Here is a 16700-nt window from a genome sequence, read left to right on the forward strand (position 1 = left end):
ATGGAAACACCGGTCACCGCCTTCCTGCTCGTCAAGACCACGCCGGAATGGCTTGCCCTGACCCCGCAGGAACGGGCCGACGCCTTCGCCGCCCAAGTCGTCCCGGCGATCGAGGCGAAAACCACGGGCGTCCGGTCGCGCTTCTACGACACCGAGTTCTACTCCGCGCGCGTCACCGACGTCTGGGTCTGGGAGGCCGACGACCACGACGCCTACCAGCTGTTGATCGACGCGTTGCGGGAAACTCCGTTCTGGGACCGGTATTTCGAGGTCGTCGACCTGCTCGTCGGCACCGAGAACGGCTACGCCCGCACCTATGGCCTGGACCCGTTGGCCACCATCGCCACCTGAGCACGTGAAAGGCCCCGTCTCCCAGAAGCGGAGACGGGGCCTTTCACCTCAAGAGAATCAGTGCGCCGAGGCCAGTGCCGCCGTGGCGGGCGGCATCAGCTTCGGGTATTCCTTCTGGAACTTTTCGATCATCGTCGCGGACGGGATGATCCGGTTCGGGTTGTTCTGGCTCACGGCCTGCTTCTCGCCCCACGCGCCGGCGGCCTTGCGCTGGTCGGGGGTGCCGTGGCTGTGGAAGCAGTCGCCGATGGAGGCGTCGAGGTAGCTGACCTCCTGCTGGGCGCGGGCGTTCCACGCCTCGCCCTTGGCGTGCGCGACGAAGTAGCCGCCGTACGCGTCCGGGCCCATTTCGGAGGATTCGTTGCGCGGGTAGTTGTTGTGCGCGAAGTCGACCTGGTGGCCGTACTCGTGGCCGACGACCGCTTCGACCGACACGTCGTCGAAGCCGAGGTGGTTGACCACGTCGAGCAGGCCGTCGCCGAGCATGACGCGCTTGCCGCCGAGGCTGTCGGCCGGGGCGGAGAACGCGTTCAGGGTCAGCAGCGGGTTGCGGCCGCCCTGCAGGGCCGGGACCTCGTAGAGCACCTTGGTCGCGAGCGCGCCCGCCGCGGCGGCCCGCTTCGGGTCGAGGCCGAGCTTGAACGTCTGCGTCGTGCGGTCCTGGCTGCCCAGGTCGGTGCCCTTCCAGGCGACCAGCTGGATGTTCCAGCTCTCGATGTCCCAGAACCCGCGCAGCTTGTCGATCGTCGAGCCCGCGCGCGGCGTGTACTGGCCGTCGGTGCCGAAGACCTGCGGGGTCTTGTCGCTGGCGACGGCCTGCGTGTAGAGCTGGCTGATCGCGCTCAGCGCGCTGAGCGCCTGGCCCTCGGTCGGGGTCAGCGTGGAAGCGAGCTTGTTCGCATACGTCAGCAGCGATCCCTCGGTGCAGCCCGGGATCGGGCCCTGCGCGGCGTGCGCCTGCTGGCCCGGCCGCTTCACCGGCGAGTCGAACAGCGGGTCGACGCCGCGCAGCGCGTTCGCGGGCAGCCCGTTGTAGAGGTCTTCGACGTCCTGGTACAGCTGCGCGATGTCCTGCTCGACCGAGGTCGGCTCGGCCGCTTTCGCCTGCGGCGCCGCGATCGCCGGCACGGCCGTGGCGACCGTCAGCGCCGCGAGGGTGCCTGCCGCCGCGAGCGTTCTGCCGAGAATTCTGGTCCGTTTCCGCATGGGCCCCTCATTCCGGTTCCAAGATCACGAATACGCCCAACCCTAAGACGATCTTGGGCGCCGGAACCGGGGCAAGGGAAAGTCCCCCGGGATGGCCCACGCCTTTCGGCGGGTTTTCGCCCTGCGGACATCGGCCGAAAGTACTATCGGGCAACGCGCCGCCGGGTCCGGGAAAACGGGCATTCCGGAAAACGGGACGGAATGGGCTAAGCCTTGACCCGGAACCGCATCCGGCAGACGACCGCCTCCGAGCGGCGGCGCAGCACCCGGGCCAGCACCGCGCCGCGGCGGTTCTGCAGGACTCGCTGCCAGCAGTGCTCCGGCTCGACCTCGGCGACCAGGACGAAAACGTGGCATCCGGCGTGCCGGCGGAGGTGTTCCGCGATCGGCTCGCCGAGGCGGCGGCGTTCGTCGTGCAGCTGGACCAGCGTGACGTCCGGATGCCAGCGGTCCCACGCTTCGACGAACTCGCGCGCGGACTCCTCCTCCTCGGGATGTGTCACGTACACGGCCTCGACGTGCTCGCCGAGCGACAGCGCGGCGGCGAGCGCGTCGCGGGTCAGCCGGGACACCGTGTGGACCGGGACGACCACCAGCGACCGGTTGGGTCGCGGCGGGGGAGGGACGCGCCCGAGTTCGAGACGGTCGCCGATGCGGCGGTAATTGCGGTGGACCCATTCCATCAGCAGCACGAGCACCGGCAGCGCGACCACGATCAGCCAGCCGCCTTCGCCGAACTTCGTCGCGGTGACGACGATCGCGGCGAGTCCGGTGAGCAGCGCGCCGAAACCGTTGAGCGCGGCCTTTCCTCGCCAGCCGCGCGGGCGGGCGCCGAACCAATGCCGCACCATTCCGATCTGCGAAAGCGTGAAACCTACGAACACGCCGATCGCGAACAGCGGCACCAGGGTGTTCATGTCGCCATTCGCGAGAATCAGCAGCAAAGCCGAAGCGATGGCGAGGAAACCGACGCCGTAGCGGTATACCTGGCGCTCGGCGCGCAAGGCGAAAACGTGCGGCAGGTTGTTGTGTTTCGCGAGCAGTTGCGCCAGCACCGGAAGCCCGCCGAAGGAAGTGTTCGCGGCCAGTGCCAGCAGGACCACGGTGGAGAATTGCACTACGTAGTAACCGAAACCGTTCCCGAGCGACGCGGCGGTCACCTGCGACAGCACGGTCACGCCGTCGACCGGGTGGATTGAGAACTTCCCGATCAGCACGGCGATCCCGAGCAGCATCACCGCGAGCAGGCCGCCGAGTGCGACCTCCGCTCGCTGCGCCCGGCGCACGCGCGGTTTGCGGAAGGACGGGACCGCGTTGGCGATCGCCTCGACGCCGGTCAGCGCGGCACAGCCGTTGGCGAAAGCCTTGAGCAGCAACAGGATTCCGACGGTCTGAAGGCTGGGGAGGTACCCGCTGGCGACGCTCGCGGCCGGAGTGCTGCGGAAGAGACCGACTACGACGACGGTGAGGATCGAGCCGACGAACACCGCGGTCGGCACGATGAACGCCCGCGCGCTCTCGGCGATGCCGCGGAGGTTGATGCCGGTGATCAGCACGAGCACGCCGAGACAGAGCCACAGCTTGTACGGCAGCAACTCGGGAAACGCCGACGTCAGCGCGGCGACTCCGGCGGCGACGGACACCGCGACGTTCAGCACGTAGTCGACGATCAGCGACGCGGCCGCGACCAGCGAAGCGCGGCGGCCGAGGTGGGTGCGGCTGACGCCGTAGGCCCCGCCGCCGTCCGGGAACGCGGCGATGACCTGCCGATACGAGAGGGTCAGCACGGCGAGCAGGATGGCGATCGCGAGCGTGACGGGCAGCGTGAAGCCGAGCCCCGTTCCGCCGGCGACGGCCAAGACGAGCACGATCGCCTCGGGCCCGTAGGCGACCGACGCCATCGCGTCGAGGGACAGCGCGGCGAGGCCGCCGACGACGGAAAGCCGGTGCCGGTCGGCGGTTCGCGGCGTTTCCGGGCGGGACAGAGTTGCGGTCACCCGGTCAGGCTGGCCCCCGGGACGCGCTCGCGGGGCGGTCGTTGACGGTTTCCTGACAGTGATCTAGCGAACGCCCGGCGGGTCGGCGCGAGAGCCGGCTTTCCAGTGCCGCACCGCGAACGGCCCGCCCAGGAGCACCGCGAGGCCGACGACCCCCGCCACGATCATGCCCGGCCGCGAGTCGAACGCGCCGGTCGCGATCAGCACGACGCTGGTGATCGTCGCCAGGATCTCCAGCGCGGAGCGGCGGCGGTGCGGGTGGAGACGGCCGGATCCGCGGTCCAGCTTCGCGCCGAGCCGCGGATCCGTCGCGCGCAAATCGCGCTCGATTTCGTTCAGGGCACGCTGTTCCCGGTCGGTCAGCATGCGCCGCCCTGCTTCCGGTGCGCGTGCCGGCGGCGGATCAGGAACCGCAGCACGAACACGCCGCCGAAAACCGCCGCGAACAGCGGGAGCGGGTTGCTCCGGACGGCCTCCGCACCGGCGCGGACCTTCTCCGCGGCCGGGGCCGAGACGGTCTTCTCCACCTGTTCGGCCGCCCGGTCGATCGTCTCGTCGACCTTTTCGCCGGCGCGCGTCCGGACGTCCAGCTTGTGCCCCAGCGCGTCCAGCGTTTCGGCCAGTTCCTCGCGGGTGACGTCCCGGTCCGCGCGGGCCTCTTCCACCTTGCGTTCCGTCATGACCGCACCTGCTTCATCGTCTCGACGTCCTCGCGCACCCTGTCCACGGACTCCTCCGGCGCCGGCCCGCCGGCGCGGCTCGCCTCCTTGCCGCCGACCAGCGCGGCGAGCCCCGCGACCAGCAGCAGCGCGGCCCCGACGAGCACCGCGGCGAGCCAGCCGGGCAGCACGAGCGCGAGGCCGAGCACCGCCGCGGCGATCAGCGTCGCGCCGCCGAAGAGCGCCAGGATCCCGGCGAACCCGACGAGACCGGCCCCGATGCCGAAGCGCTTGCCCTTCGTCTGCAGTTCGGCCAGCGGCAGGCGGAATTCGTCTTGGAGCAGGCGTTTGAGGGAAGTGGTCAGATCGGCCGCGAGGTCCGCGGTGGACTTCTCCCGCGGGGGAGTCCGGTTCATTTCCTCCAGCACGGTTCTTCCTCCTTCCTGCTCGAGGCGTACCCGGCCTGGGGACGGCGAAACGGGCCGATTCCAGCTCGGCGTACGCCTTGCGGAGCGTACGGTTCAGGGCAGGCGGACGCCGCCCGCGCCATGCCCGATCCGGAGACCGGCGTGCTGGCCGAGGCGATGTCGCACGATTACTGATCGTCCCCGGGTTTGCTGGTCGCGGAGCGGGGTAACCGCCGCGCATCCGCAGAGCGGGCCAGGGGGCGAGGGGCCGCGCAACCGTCGCAGGGGAACGGTTGCGCGGCCGTTCGTGTGATTGAAGTGCTCCGGAGCGGGTAGCCGGACGGCGACGGCACCGACCTTCCGGGGAGGACTCCCGCATGGCAGACCGCATCCGACCGCCGCAGCAGCAGGACCCGCCGGGCACCACCGCGGAAATGGACCCGCAGCCGCGCGATTCGATGACCGACTACGAGGGCCGCGGCCTGCTCGCCGGACAACGCGCGCTGATCACCGGCGGCGACTCCGGCATCGGTCGCGCGGTCGCGATCGCCTTCGCGAAAGAAGGCGCGGACGTCGCGATCTCGTACCTCAACGAGCACGAAGACGCCGAGTACACGGCCGATCGGGTGCGCGCCGAGGGGCGGGAATGCTTGCTGCTGCCCGGTGATCTCGCCGAGGCGAGCCAGTGCCGGGACATCGTCGGGCACACGCTGTCCGAATTGGACGGTCTGGACATCCTGGTCAACAACGCGGCGACGCAATGGCCGGTCGACAGTCCCGAGGACCTGACCGAAGAGCAATGGATGCACACGTTCGACGTGAACCTGCACAGCTACTTCCGGGTGACCGCCGCCGCGTTGCCGCATCTCGGCGACGGCGACGTCATCATCAACACCGGTTCGGTGAACGGCTTGCGCGGCAACAAAACCCTCATCGACTACTCGGCGACGAAGGGCGCGATCCACTCCTGGACGTACGCGATGGCGCAGGCGCTGGCCGACCGGGGGATCAGGGTGAACTGCGTCGCGCCGGGTCCGGTGTGGACGCCGCTGATCCCGTCGACGTTCCCGCCGGAGAAGGTGGAGAAATTCGGTCTGCAGGCACCGTTCCAGCGGGCGGCGCATCCGGACGATCTCGCGCCGTCGTACGTGTTCCTCGCGTCGAATCGGCTGTCGTCGTACTACAGCGGTGAGGTGCTGGCCGCTCTGGGCGGCGAGACGGTCCCGGGCGGATAGCTGCGGTCCGGTCCGTGAAGGGCTCCTTGAGGGAATCCGGTGGCGAGCGGTTCGGCGGTGCTCATCGGCCCTCCTCGACCGCGTACTCGGCGGCGGCGTCGGCGTGCAGGCGCAGCCCGAGTCCGGCAGTGGACATCGACGGGGCGACCCGGCCGCCGCTGAGGTCGAGGCCGCCGCAGACAAGTCCAGACCCGGCCGCGGAGCCTTCCACGATCCGGATGACATCCGCCGCCCCGTCGCGCGGCGGCGTGAAGTCGAGCACGCGGACGGCACCCTCGGCCGACTCCCATTCGCTGGCCAGGACGAGGGAATCGCCGACGTGACCGCGGCGGGTCGCCGGTCCGCCGTCCGCGAGCTCCCACACCCGCGCGCTCGTCGTGCAGCAGCGCGGCGAAGCACGCGGGGGAGTCGAACCGCGGCAGGCACAAGCCACTCGATCACCCCTTCCCGCGACACCAACGCCGAGGTGTGCAGGTCGCCGAGGATCGGGCGCTGGTTCATCGCGGTGGAGTCAGCCCCGGCCCAGCGCCTTCGCCAGTTCCTTCTTCGTCATCGTGGACCGGCCGTGGATATTGCGCTGCTTCGCCTCGTTGTAGAGCTGGTCGCGCGTCGGGCCGCCGGGCCCGAGCCGCTTGCCGGAGCGGTGCCCGCCGCGCTGCTGCGGCGATTTGTCGCGCACCGAGGTCTTGCTCGCGCGGTCCGATTCGCCCGACTGCGCCCGGTTCTTGTTCACCGTGCGGGCGGCGATCTCCTTGGCGCGCTTCTCGCTCGCGCCGCGCTCCTCTTGCGACTCCTCGATGTGCTGGTACTGCCGTTCGCGTTTCGAACTCCAAGCCTGCTGCGGCATCCCAGTCTCCTTCCGCCGTTCTTGATCCCCGGATTGCCCGCGCCCGCGGGGCGGAAACATCGCGGTTCGCCGCGCCGGAAACGGGTACTCGCCCGAGGGTGGGACGCGAACAGACTCTCGCCGGGCGGCTGCTGGCCGAGCACCTGGTCGCCGGCCGGCTCGAACCCGGGACCGAGATCGGCCTGCGGGTCGATCAAACGCTGACTCAGGACGCCACGGGCACGCTCGTGATGCAGGAGCTGGAGGCGCTCGGGCTCGACCGCGCGCGGACCGGGCTGAGCGTCCAGTACGTCGATCACAACCTGCTGCAGGCGGACGAGAAGAACGCCGAGGACCACGCTTACCTGCGCTCGGCCTGCCGCCGGTTCGGGCTGTGGTTCTCCAAAGCGGGCAACGGGGTTTCGCATCCGACGCACATGGAGCGGTTCGGCGTCCCGGGCAAGAGCCTCGCCGGGTCCGATTCGCACACCTGCGCGGCCGGTGCGCTGGGCATGCTCGCGGTGGGGGTCGGCGGCCTCGAGGTGGCGCTGGCCATCGCCGGGGAGCCGCTCTACCTGCGGATGCCGGAGATCTGGGGCGTCCGGCTGGACAACGAGCTGCCGCCGTGGGTGTCCGCTAAGGACATAGTGCTGGAGATGCTGCGGCGGCACGGCGTGAGCGGCGGGCGGCACCGGATCATCGAGTACCACGGGCCGGGGCTGGCCTGCCTGAGCGCGATGGACCGGCACGTGATCGCGAACATGGGCGCCGAGCTGGGCGCGACCGCGACGGTGTTCCCGGCCGACGAGGCGATCCGCGCGTTCCTGCGGGCGGAGGGTCGCGAACACGACTTCCAGGACCTGCGCGCCGGACGTGACGCTTCCTACGACATCGAAGACGAGATCGATCTGTCCACTGTGGAGCCGCTGGTTGCCAAGCCGTCTTCGCCCGGCAACGTGGTTCCGGTGCGGGAGGTGTCGGGGACTCCGGTGGGGCAGGTGGTGATCGGTTCGTCGGCCAACCCCGGGTTCCGGGACTTCGCCGTCGCCGCGGCCACCGTCCGGGGCAGGCAGACGGCCGATTCGGTCAGCTTCGACGTCAACCCGACCTCGCGGCAGATCCTCGTCGAACTGGCCCGCAGCGGGCACCTCACCGACCTCGTCGCGGCCGGGGCCCGGGTACACCAGGCGGGCTGCCTCGGCTGCATCGGGATGGGCCAGGCGCCCGCGCCCGGCACGAACTCGCTGCGCACGTTCCCGCGGAACTTCCCCGGCCGGTCCGGCGCCTCGGACGATTCGGTCTGGCTGTGCTCGCCGGAAACCGCCGCGGTGTCGGCGCTGACCGGCGTGCTGACCGATCCGCGCGACTACGCCGCCGTCCACCACCTCGCCCACCCGCGGGTTTCCGGACCGGCTCGTTCGGCGGCCGACCCGCGCGTCTTCACCGCCCCGCTGCCCGAGGACGAGGCGTTGCGGGAGGAACTGGTGAAGGGCCCGAACGTCGCCGGGCTGCCGGACTTTGAGCCGCTGCCGGACGAGATCGAGGGCCCGGTCCTGCTGAAGGCCGGAGACGACGTGTCGACCGACGAAATCTCGCCCGCCGGCGCACGCGCGCTGCCGTACCGCTCGAACATCCCCAAGCTGTCCGAGTTCACGTTCACCCGGATTGACGAGGACTACCCGAAGCGCGCGGCCGACAGCCCGGAGCATTTCGTGGTGGCGGGGGAGAACTACGGACAGGGCTCGTCGCGGGAGCACGCCGCGATCACCGCTCGCTACCTGGGCCTGCGGGTGGTTTTGGCTCGGTCGTTCGCGCGGATTCACTGGCAGAACCTGGTCAACTTCGGGGTGCTGCCGCTCGAATTCGCCGAGCCGGAGGACGGCGAGAAGATCCAGCGCGACGACGTGCTGTGCGTGTCCGGGCTGCATCGGCTGGCGGAGACGGCGGAGTTCACCGTGCGGAATCAGACGCGGGGCGAGGAGTACCAGGCGAGGCATCAGCTGTCGCCGCGCCAGGTCGACGTGCTGCTGGCTGGCGGGCGAATTCCGCAGCTGGCGCGGGCGCTGCACTGAGGCCGCTTCGGCAGAAGTACTTGAGGGGAACCTTGATGAGCGATTCAGAGTCGATGCCGGGAACTTAGGTGCCGAGACCTCGGCCTGCTGACCATCCACAAAGGACTTACCTGGTGTCGAAATGCTCTATTTATCGCCATGTGACCGAGTCTTGAAGTCCGTGAGGGGCCCCTTGAGGGAATCGGATTCCCTCAAGGGGCCCCTCACGGACTACTGCCCCGATGCCCGTGGCTTAAGGCGGCGCTGCGGGTGCAGTTTTGCCCAGGTCGAAGGACCTGGGCGAGGCCAGGCGTACGTGAGGGGAACCCTGAGGGAATCAGATTCCCTCAGGGTTCCCCTCACGTACTTCCTACCTGGTCAGGAGGCCTTCAGCGCAGCCTCCAAAACAGCGCGCGACATCTTCGAACGCCCCTTGACGTCGCGCTCCTTAGCCAGCTTCTGCAGCTCCGTCTTGGACAGCTCCGACAGATCCGGAGTACGCGGCCGACGGCTGCCGCGTACGCTCTTGGCCAGCGCCTCCATCAGGTCGACCACCTTCGTCGGCTGCTCCGGCTCGGCGGCGGGCGTCACGGTGTTCCCGGCCTGCTTCGCCTCGATCAGCTCCTCCACCCGCTCGCGGTAGGTGTCGTGGAACTCCTCGTGCTGCCACGGCCCGGACATCGCGTCGATCAGCTTGACCGCGAGGTCCAGCTCCTTCTGATTGGTCTTGGCCTTGGCGGGCAGCTGCGGCACGTCGTCCGCGCTGCGCACCTCGGCGGCGTAATGCAGCGTGTTGAGCACGATCACGCCGTCGCCCGCGCGGGCGAGCGCGAGGTGTTCGCGGCCGTGGAAGACGAACTTCGCGACGGCGGCCTTGTCCCGGCGGGCGAGCGCGTCGAGCAGCAGCACGTACGGGCGCTGTGCCTCTTCCTTGGCGGGCGCGAGCCAGTAGGCGCGGTCGAAGTACACCGGGTCGACCTCGGCGAGGTCCACGAAGCTCTCCACCTCGAGCGAGCGCGACCGGCCCGGTGCGATCTCGTCCAGTTCCTCCTGCTCGACCAGCACGTACTCGTCGTCGCCGACCTCCCGGCCGCGCACGATGTCGTCGTAGGGCACCTCGTCGCCGGTCCGCTCGTTGACCCGCCGGTAGCGGATGCGGTCCCGGGTCCCGCGCTGGAACTGCGTGAAGTGCACCGCGTGGTCCTCGACCGCCTTGTACATCCGCACCGGGACGTTCACCAGGCCGAACGACAGCGAACCCTGCCAGACCGGACGCATCTGCCCCTCCTTCCTCCCTGGTTGCCCGCTGGGTACCCGATGCGGGCATCCGGCACACCGCGCCGGTGTAACCGCGGGGCATTCGGGGTAACTGATCTTCCGATGCGCATAAAACCTCGCGGAAGCCAGTTCTTCCAGCTGCTCGCGGACGCGGCGGCGAACCTCGTCACCGCCACCGCGCTGCTGCGCGACCTCACCGAGGCGCCGCCTGGAGAGCGGGAGGCGATCGCGGCCCGGCTGCACGAGGTCGAACACGCCGGCGACGACCTGACGCACACCATCATGGTCGAGCTGAACAGCACGTTCGTCACCCCGTTCGACCGCGAGGACATCCAGGCGCTGGCCGCGCGGATCGACGACGTCCTGGACTTTGTGGACACTGCCGCCGACCTCGCGGTGCTGTACCGGCTCGAGGAGTTTCCGCCGGGCACCAAGGGGATGCTGCGGGTGCTGTGCCGCGCCGCGGAGCTGACCGCGGAAGCGATGCCGGGGCTGGCGAAGGTCGGCGAGCTCTCGCCGTACTGGATCGAGATCAACGCGCTCGAGAACGAGGCGGACCACACCTACCGGCGGATGCTCGCCGACCTCTTCCAGCCCGGGGCCGACGCGCTCGAAGTGCTCAAGGCGAAGGAAGTCGTCGAACAGTTCGAACTGGCGGCCGACGGATTCGAGCACGTCGCGGACGTGGTGCAGACGATCGCGGTCAAGGAGTCCTGAGTGGACGGCACCGCCGCGCTGGTCGCGGTCGTGGCGCTGACGATTTTCTTCGACTACACCAACGGTTTCCACGACGCGGCCAACGCCATCGCCAGCGCGGTGTCGACGCGGGCGCTCCCGCTGCGCACCGCGCTGGTGCTGGCCGCGGTGATGAACCTGGCCGGAGCGCTGCTGTCGACCGGGATCGCCGCGACGGTCGCGAAAGGAATCATCGACGTCCCGGCCGGTCCTGGCGCGCTGACCGTGGTGCTCGCCGCGCTGGTCGGCGCGATCGCGTGGAACCTGGTGACCTGGTATTTCGGGCTGCCGTCCTCGTCGTCGCATTCGCTGATCGGCGGCATGGTCGGGGCCGCGCTGGCCGCGGCGAGCACGGTGCACTGGACCGGCATCGTGGAGAAGGTGCTGCTGCCGATGGTCGCTTCGCCGCTGCTCGGGCTCGTGCTCGGCTACGCGGCGATGGTGGCGGTGCTGTGGTTGCTGCGGCGGGCGAATCCGCACCGCAGCGGCCGGGTGTTCCGGCGGCTGCAGATCGTGTCGGCCTCGGCGCTGGCGCTCGGGCACGGGTTGCAGGACGCGCAGAAGGGGATGGGCGTGCTCGTCCTGGCGCTGATCGCGGCGGGGAAGCAGAACACGTTTTCGGTGCCCCTGTGGGTGACGCTGGTGTGCGCCGGGGCGCTGTCGCTCGGGACTTGCTCGGGCGGCCTGCGGATCATGCGGACCCTCGGCCGCCGGGTGTTCCCGCTCGATCCGCCGCACGGGTTTGTCGCGGAATCGGTGGGGGCTTCGGTGCTGTACCTGACCGCTTTTGCGGTGAAGGCACCGATTTCGACCGCGCACGTGATCACCGCGGCGGTAATGGGAGTCGGCGCGACGCGGCGGCTTTCGGCGGTGCGGTGGGGGATCGCGCGCGACATCGTGCTGGGGTGGGTGCTCACGTTCCCGGCCGCGGCGGGGGTCGCGGCGCTGGCCTTCTGGGTCTTGTCGGCGTTCGGCTGATCACTTGGGCACGAGGGCGAGGACCTCGTCGTCGCTGGTCGGGCTGAAGTCCGCATAGAACTCGCCGACCGCGCGGAATTCCTCCGGCTCCTGCAGACACACCAGCTCGTCGGCCTCGCGAGCCAGCTTGTCCAGTGCGGAGGGCGCGCCGACCGGAGCGGCGAAGACCCGCCGCAGCGGTGCGTACGAGCGAAGGGCCCGCAGCCCGGCGATCGCGGTCCCGCCGGTGGCCACGCCGTCGTCGACCACCACCACGTCGCGTCCGGCCGGTGAGCGCGGGACGCGACCGCCCAGGTAACGGCGGACCTGGTCGCGGGCTTCGGTGCGGGCGCGATCGACGAGATGGGCGACGTCGTCGGTCGTCAGCCCGAGTGCGCGCAGCCCGGCGCGGTCGAAGAACGGCGTCCCGTCTGCCGCGACGGCGCCGAGGCCGAGTTCCGGCCGTCCCGGTGCGCCGATCTTGCGGGCGACCAGGAGTTCCAGCGGTGCGTCCAACTCCCGGGCCACCGGTGCGGCGACCGGCAGACCGCCGCGGACGAGCCCGAAGACGACCGGGTCGGTCCAATCCCGCCAGGCCAGTACGGCGGCAAGCTGGATGCCCGCGTCGGCTCGGTTCCGGAACGGTTTCACTGCCAGACCTTCTTCGCAGCCCGGCGGAATCGAATGTCCTTTATGGACTGCACGGTGCGGCACAACAGTTGAGTTCCGCTGCGCTCGTGGGGCAGTTCGCAGCGAAGCGCTTCATTGAAGCCTTGAATCGTGTTTTTGGCCCCGCAGTACGCGCTCTGCAACGGGATTCCGCGATACGCGAGCGCCGAACCGACCTGGACGATCATGCGTTCGAGGGCGGCCATTGCGCCGTGGCCGAAACCGAGATAGGTCACCTCGGTGACCCGGCGGCATGGGAATCCTTTCCCCGGACCGGGAGCCCGGCGGGTCGGCGGACGCATACACTCCTGGCGGGCAACGTGCCCGCACACCGCGACCGCGGCCAGCACGAAGCCGAGCGGCGCCTCCGGCGGAAAGACGATCCCGCAGGCCACGAACCCGGCGGCGATCGCGGTGAGGGCCCAGCACGCCACCGGCCACGCGCGGCGCACCCACAGCGCGTCGGTGGCGAAAAGCTCCCGTTCCATCGACCGCGGCGTCCGATGGGGATCCGGCTGCCGGTGCACGGCCATCGCCCGCTCCCTTCCGCCCTGGCCGACGGCTTACCCGCTTCTGGCCAGGGCAAACCGGAAAGGCGGAAGCGTCCGGTTTGCCCGGGAAGGCGAAGGGTAACCGGGCGGGCGAGCGCAATCGCCGGAGAACCTACGGAGGGAGCACGAGATGAGCAGGCTGCTGGTGGACCCGGAGAGCGCGACCGTCCCCTGTGGACAGTGCGGCCGCGAGGCGGTGCACGTGGGCAGGCTGGTCCAGGAGGACGGGACGCCGGTCAGCCACGCCGTGGTGTGCACGGTGTGCCGCGCGCATCGGCCGGGGCCGGGGCTGGGGGAGACGCGACGTCCTCGGCTGGCGATGCTTACGCGGCCCGCCGAACGCTGAGAGCTGCCCCGTCGCGGGGCGGCAAAGGTCCGTGAAGGGCTCCCTGAAGGAATCAGATTCCTTCAGGGAGCCCTTCACGGAAAGCTGAAACCCCAGATCAGTCGATGCCCAGCACCGATTCCGCGGTGGTCCAGTTCGTGAGCATGGCGTGCTGTGCGTCGGCCAGCGTGGCTTTCCCCGCGCACACCGCCTTCTTCACCGCGTTCTCGACGGAATCCTTGCTGTAGGAGTTCTGGTCGCCGTCGTGCGGTTCGGGCCAGAGGTTCTTCGGGTCCTTCGGCGCGCCGCCCAGTTCGAGCGGCAGGAAGTGGTCCTCCTCGTAGGAGCTGAGCGAGGTGTCGGAGTAGCCGTAGTCGATGATGCCCTGCTTCTTGAGCTTGTTGGTGTAGCTCGTCGGCGGGCGGATGGTGGCCGTCCAGCCGGAGACGCAGATCGTGTCGTCGATGGTGTCCTGGGTGACGTCCGGGTTGGTCGCGCCGGGCGTGCAGGCCGGGTCGGGGAGCGGGAGATAGGACTGCGAGCACTTCGCGGCGAGCGAGTGCTGGACGTCGGCGTGCGCGGCCGGCGCGACCAAAGCGAGCGAACCGGCCAGAATGACGGCAGGCGCGGCGAAACGGGCAAGTCGGGACATGGAAATCTCCTCCTCGGGCACGGTCGCGCCAGCGTCCGCCGAGACCGGGTTATCGCGGTACCTACCTTCGAAGGAATGAGTGAAGAATTAACCGGGCGCTCAACTTGTCGGGCGACAAAATGCACAAGGTGGACGTAAATCCGGGGTTGCGAAGCGGCTTTCGCGCGAGATGATCAGCGAATGCGGCGCAACCCGGTCAAGCGCGGGTGAACGGCCTAAAACAGCTTGATCCGCCAGCATTCGGGCGTACGGGGCAGGGGTGGGCCGCAAGCTCCCGGCTCTTGGAAAGGTTCTTCGAAACCGTTTCCGGTCGGTTTTTATGCGCCTTCCCGGGGAATCGGGGAAAAAATGGTGCAATCGATTTCCGCTGCGCCGTTCGGTTGAAGGTTGCGGCGCGCCGGTATCTGTTCCCGGTCGTTGTGCGACCTTTTTCGTGGACGCCGCCGGAATCGATCTTTCCGGCGGATTTCCCGGGGGTGAGCGATGAGCGAACGGTCCGGTGCGGGACGCGGCGAGGGAGCGGAAAGCGGTCCGGCGGGCGAAAACGCGCCCGCCGGACCGGAATCGGGGTACGAGATTCCGATCGGGATGCCGGTTCCGGCCGCCGAGATGGAGCGGCTGAAGGCGGCCGCGCGGCGGCACCGCGATCGGGAGGAGGAGGCCGACGCCCCGGCACGGGCCGGCGACGAGGCCGCGGAGGAAGAGGGTGATCACCGTGATGCCTGAAGCACAGGTGCTCGAGGGCCAAGCCGGCGAAACGGCCGGCGGCGCGTCGCGGGAGATGGCGGACCTGACGGTCGGCGAACTGCTCGCCGAACCGCCGTCGCCGGACCGGTCTCCGTTGTTCGCGCAGCGGTTTCCGGTGCCGGTCGAGGAATACGACCAGCTGAAGACCGGGGCGCGGGAGCACAGTCCGGAAGCGCTGGCACCGGAGGACGCGCTCGGCGTGCAGCTCGACGAGGAAGCGGCGGTCGAGCTGTCGGAGGAAAATCCGCCGGAGGACGAGATCGTCGAGGGGCTGGCCCCGGCGGCGTCGGCGAGCTTCGAGGGGATTTCGCAAACCGCCTTCCGCCCGCCGGACTGCACAGTCGCGGTCGGCCCGAAGCAGGTGATGGCAGCGGTCAACGTCGACCTGGTCGGCTACGACAAGACCGGCCTGCAACAGTTCCGCTGGGCGAACTTCACCGCGATGTTCAACCCGGTTCTGCCTGCCGGCGCACAGCTTTTCGACCCGAAACTCGCGTACGACCACTACAGCGGCCGGTGGGTCGTCTGCATCGCCGCCCGGCGCGCGAACCCGCAGGGCTCCTGGATCATGCTCGGCGTCTCGCAGACCGGCGACCCGGCGGGCGGATACTGGATCTGGAGCACCGACGCGACCTCGAACGGCTCCACGGCCACCGCCAACTGGTCGGACTTCCCGATGCTGGGCTTCGACTCCCAGGCGATTTACGTGTCCACCAACCAATTCGCCTTCGGCGGCGGGTTCGCCTACGCGAAACTGCGGATCTTCAACAAGGCGGAGCTGTACGGCGGCGGTGCGGGCGGGGGCCACACCATCCGCTGGTGGGACTTCTGGGGCCTGAAGAACCCGGACCGCAGTGCCGCGTTCTCGGTGCAGCCGTGCTGCCATTTCCAAGGCGTGGGCGGGAATCCACGCGCCTACCTGGTGAACTCGCTGTTCCCGTCGGGGTCGAGCCTGACCCTCTGGACGCTGTCGAACCCGCTCGGCCTGTGGTCCGGCGGCGCGCCGTCGCTCTCCTCGGCCGCCGTCACCTGCCGCAGCTACAACCTGCCGCCCGGCGCGGTGCAAAAGGACGGCGGGACAACGAGAATCGCCACGAACGACACTCGGCTGCTCAACGGGGTCTTCCAAGCGGCGGGCCGGACCCAGCGGTTGTGGACCACGCACACCTCCGCGTACAGCTGGCCGGGCGACTCCGAGGCGCGGTCCGTGGTGCAGTGGTACGAAATCGACGTGCCCAGCCACTCGATCGCGCAACAGGGCGCGTTCGGCGCACCCGGCAGGCACTACTTCTTCCCGGCGATCCAGACCGACATCTCCCGCAACGCCCACGTGGCGTTCGGCCGGTCCGCCGCCGACGAGTACGGCCACTTCCGCCAGACCGGCCGCCTCGCCACCGACCCGCCGGGCACGTTGCAGGGCAGTGCTTCGGTGATCGCCGGGCAGAGCGCCTACACCGGCGGCAGATGGGGCGACTACTTCGGCATCGGCCGGGACCCGTCGGATTCCCGGACCGTGTGGAGCTACGGCGAATACGCCGGCGCGGGCAACACCTGGCGGACGCGCCTCAACGCGGCGAAGTACTGAGGGAGGCTCTCATGAACACTGCACAAAAGCTCCGCATCGCGGCCGAGGCCGGGCTTGCCGCGCTCAGCGCCGTCGCGCTGGTGCTGACGTTGACGGTTCCGGACTGGATCGAGCGCACGACCGGCGCTTCTCCGGACGGCGGTGGCGGGGAAGCCGAGTGGTTCGTGACGGCTGTCGCTTGCGTGGCGACGGTGTTGTTCGCCGGGCTGGCCGCGTGGGAGTGGCGGCGGTTGCGGACGGTGTGAGCGGTTGGGCGGGCACCGGTTTTCGGACCGGTGCCCGTTTTAGCGCGGAAAGCCAGACGGGAATCTCGCGCCGCCCTAGGCTGGTTCGATGACTGTCTTCGAGCCGTCGTCCGAGATTCGCCGCTCTGACGTTCCGATGTATCTGGTGGAAGCCCCGCGCGCTCCGGCCGGACCCGGTTCCCGGAATACCTTCGGCGACAGGCCGATCCTGCCCGCGGGCGAGG

At 69.6% G+C, this 16700-nt stretch carries 19 protein-coding genes and 1 pseudogene; 9 read left to right on the plus strand and 11 right to left on the minus strand.

What is annotated here, in order from left to right; all coding sequences use genetic code 11:
• Positions 1–351, plus strand: coding sequence for a darcynin family protein (locus ACFORO_RS38895; RefSeq protein WP_377871572.1), 351 nt, complete (start codon positions 1–3; stop codon positions 349–351).
• Between the two features lie 57 nt (positions 352–408).
• Here ACFORO_RS38895 and ACFORO_RS38900 read toward each other — a convergent pair whose 3' ends face one another.
• From ACFORO_RS38900 to ACFORO_RS38920, 5 genes are all read right to left on the minus strand, one after another.
• Positions 409–1557, minus strand: coding sequence for a hypothetical protein (locus tag ACFORO_RS38900; RefSeq protein WP_354745654.1), 1149 nt, complete (start codon positions 1555–1557; stop codon positions 409–411).
• Between the two features lie 206 nt (positions 1558–1763).
• Positions 1764–3554 carry an APC family permease gene (locus ACFORO_RS38905; protein ID WP_377871571.1) on the minus strand — a complete coding sequence of 597 codons (1791 nt, stop codon included), beginning with the start codon at positions 3552–3554 and terminating at the stop codon, positions 1764–1766.
• 63 nt (positions 3555–3617) lie between these two features.
• Positions 3618–3920: a DUF3040 domain-containing protein gene (locus ACFORO_RS38910; protein WP_377871570.1), complete on the minus strand. Its 303-nt coding sequence runs from the start codon at positions 3918–3920 to the stop codon at positions 3618–3620.
• A complete protein-coding gene (locus tag ACFORO_RS38915; RefSeq protein ID WP_377871569.1) occupies positions 3914–4234 on the minus strand; it encodes a DUF3618 domain-containing protein in 321 nt (106 codons plus the stop codon). Before ACFORO_RS38915 ends, ACFORO_RS38910 begins: the two co-directional genes overlap by 7 nt.
• Entirely contained in the window at positions 4231–4641 is a 411-nt protein-coding gene (locus ACFORO_RS38920) for a phage holin family protein (protein ID WP_377871567.1), read from the minus strand. Before ACFORO_RS38920 ends, ACFORO_RS38915 begins: the two co-directional genes overlap by 4 nt.
• Positions 4642–4997: 356 nt before the next feature.
• Here ACFORO_RS38920 and ACFORO_RS38925 point away from each other — a divergent pair, with 356 nt between their 5' ends.
• Positions 4998–5855 (plus strand): SDR family oxidoreductase, encoded by an 858-nt coding sequence (locus ACFORO_RS38925; protein WP_377871566.1) that lies wholly within the window; start codon positions 4998–5000, stop codon positions 5853–5855.
• 61 nt (positions 5856–5916) lie between these two features.
• Here the strand turns inward: ACFORO_RS38925 and ACFORO_RS38930 are convergent, their stop codons facing one another.
• Positions 5917–6219, minus strand: coding sequence for a hypothetical protein (locus tag ACFORO_RS38930; RefSeq protein WP_377871565.1), 303 nt, complete (start codon positions 6217–6219; stop codon positions 5917–5919).
• Positions 6220–6366: 147 nt separating this feature from the next.
• On the minus strand, positions 6367–6702 hold the full coding sequence (locus ACFORO_RS38935) for a plasmid stabilization protein (RefSeq protein ID WP_354745640.1): 336 nt from the start codon (positions 6700–6702) through the stop codon (positions 6367–6369).
• 98 nt (positions 6703–6800) lie between these two features.
• Between ACFORO_RS38935 and ACFORO_RS38940 the strand changes: the two genes are divergently transcribed.
• Positions 6801–8753 (plus strand): aconitate hydratase, encoded by a 1953-nt coding sequence (locus ACFORO_RS38940; RefSeq protein WP_377871564.1) that lies wholly within the window; start codon positions 6801–6803, stop codon positions 8751–8753.
• Between the two features lie 357 nt (positions 8754–9110).
• On the opposite strand, the gene ku is transcribed toward ACFORO_RS38940, so the two are convergent.
• Positions 9111–10010, minus strand: coding sequence for a non-homologous end joining protein Ku (gene ku, locus ACFORO_RS38945; RefSeq protein ID WP_377871563.1), 900 nt, complete (start codon positions 10008–10010; stop codon positions 9111–9113).
• A gap of 102 nt (positions 10011–10112) precedes the next feature.
• Here ku and ACFORO_RS38950 point away from each other — a divergent pair, with 102 nt between their 5' ends.
• Positions 10113–10727 (plus strand): DUF47 domain-containing protein, encoded by a 615-nt coding sequence (locus tag ACFORO_RS38950; RefSeq protein WP_377871562.1) that lies wholly within the window; start codon positions 10113–10115, stop codon positions 10725–10727.
• The gene (locus ACFORO_RS38955) at positions 10728–11723 is read left to right on the plus strand and encodes an inorganic phosphate transporter (protein WP_377871561.1); all 996 of its coding nucleotides are present in this window, start codon (positions 10728–10730) and stop codon (positions 11721–11723) included.
• Here the strand turns inward: ACFORO_RS38955 and ACFORO_RS38960 are convergent, their stop codons facing one another.
• Together ACFORO_RS38960 and ACFORO_RS38965 are read right to left on the minus strand one after the other, a co-directional pair.
• Positions 11724–12353: a phosphoribosyltransferase gene (locus ACFORO_RS38960; RefSeq protein ID WP_377871560.1), complete on the minus strand. Its 630-nt coding sequence runs from the start codon at positions 12351–12353 to the stop codon at positions 11724–11726.
• A gap of 77 nt (positions 12354–12430) precedes the next feature.
• Positions 12431–12622: pseudogene (locus ACFORO_RS38965) on the minus strand (SDR family oxidoreductase); the annotation flags it as partial.
• A gap of 430 nt (positions 12623–13052) precedes the next feature.
• On the opposite strand from ACFORO_RS38965, the gene ACFORO_RS38970 reads away from it, so the two are divergent.
• Complete coding sequence (locus ACFORO_RS38970) at positions 13053–13268, plus strand: hypothetical protein (RefSeq protein ID WP_377871559.1); 216 nt, start codon at positions 13053–13055, stop codon at positions 13266–13268.
• Positions 13269–13365: 97 nt separating this feature from the next.
• Here the strand turns inward: ACFORO_RS38970 and ACFORO_RS38975 are convergent, their stop codons facing one another.
• On the minus strand, positions 13366–13899 hold the full coding sequence (locus tag ACFORO_RS38975; RefSeq protein WP_354745624.1) for a hypothetical protein: 534 nt from the start codon (positions 13897–13899) through the stop codon (positions 13366–13368).
• Positions 13900–14382: 483 nt separating this feature from the next.
• Here ACFORO_RS38975 and ACFORO_RS38980 point away from each other — a divergent pair, with 483 nt between their 5' ends.
• From ACFORO_RS38980 to ACFORO_RS38990, 3 genes are read left to right on the plus strand one after another with little or no spacing between them, the layout of a single operon-like run.
• Positions 14383–14625 (plus strand): hypothetical protein, encoded by a 243-nt coding sequence (locus ACFORO_RS38980; RefSeq protein WP_377871557.1) that lies wholly within the window; start codon positions 14383–14385, stop codon positions 14623–14625.
• Positions 14618–16231: a hypothetical protein gene (locus ACFORO_RS38985; protein WP_377871555.1), complete on the plus strand. Its 1614-nt coding sequence runs from the start codon at positions 14618–14620 to the stop codon at positions 16229–16231. Before ACFORO_RS38980 ends, ACFORO_RS38985 begins: the two co-directional genes overlap by 8 nt.
• Before the next feature lie 11 nt (positions 16232–16242).
• Complete coding sequence (locus ACFORO_RS38990) at positions 16243–16476, plus strand: hypothetical protein (protein WP_377871554.1); 234 nt, start codon at positions 16243–16245, stop codon at positions 16474–16476.
• Positions 16477–16700: the final 224 nt, after the last annotated feature.

Source organism: Amycolatopsis halotolerans (genome assembly GCF_042647905.1).
GTDB lineage: Bacteria > Actinomycetota > Actinomycetes > Mycobacteriales > Pseudonocardiaceae > Amycolatopsis > Amycolatopsis halotolerans.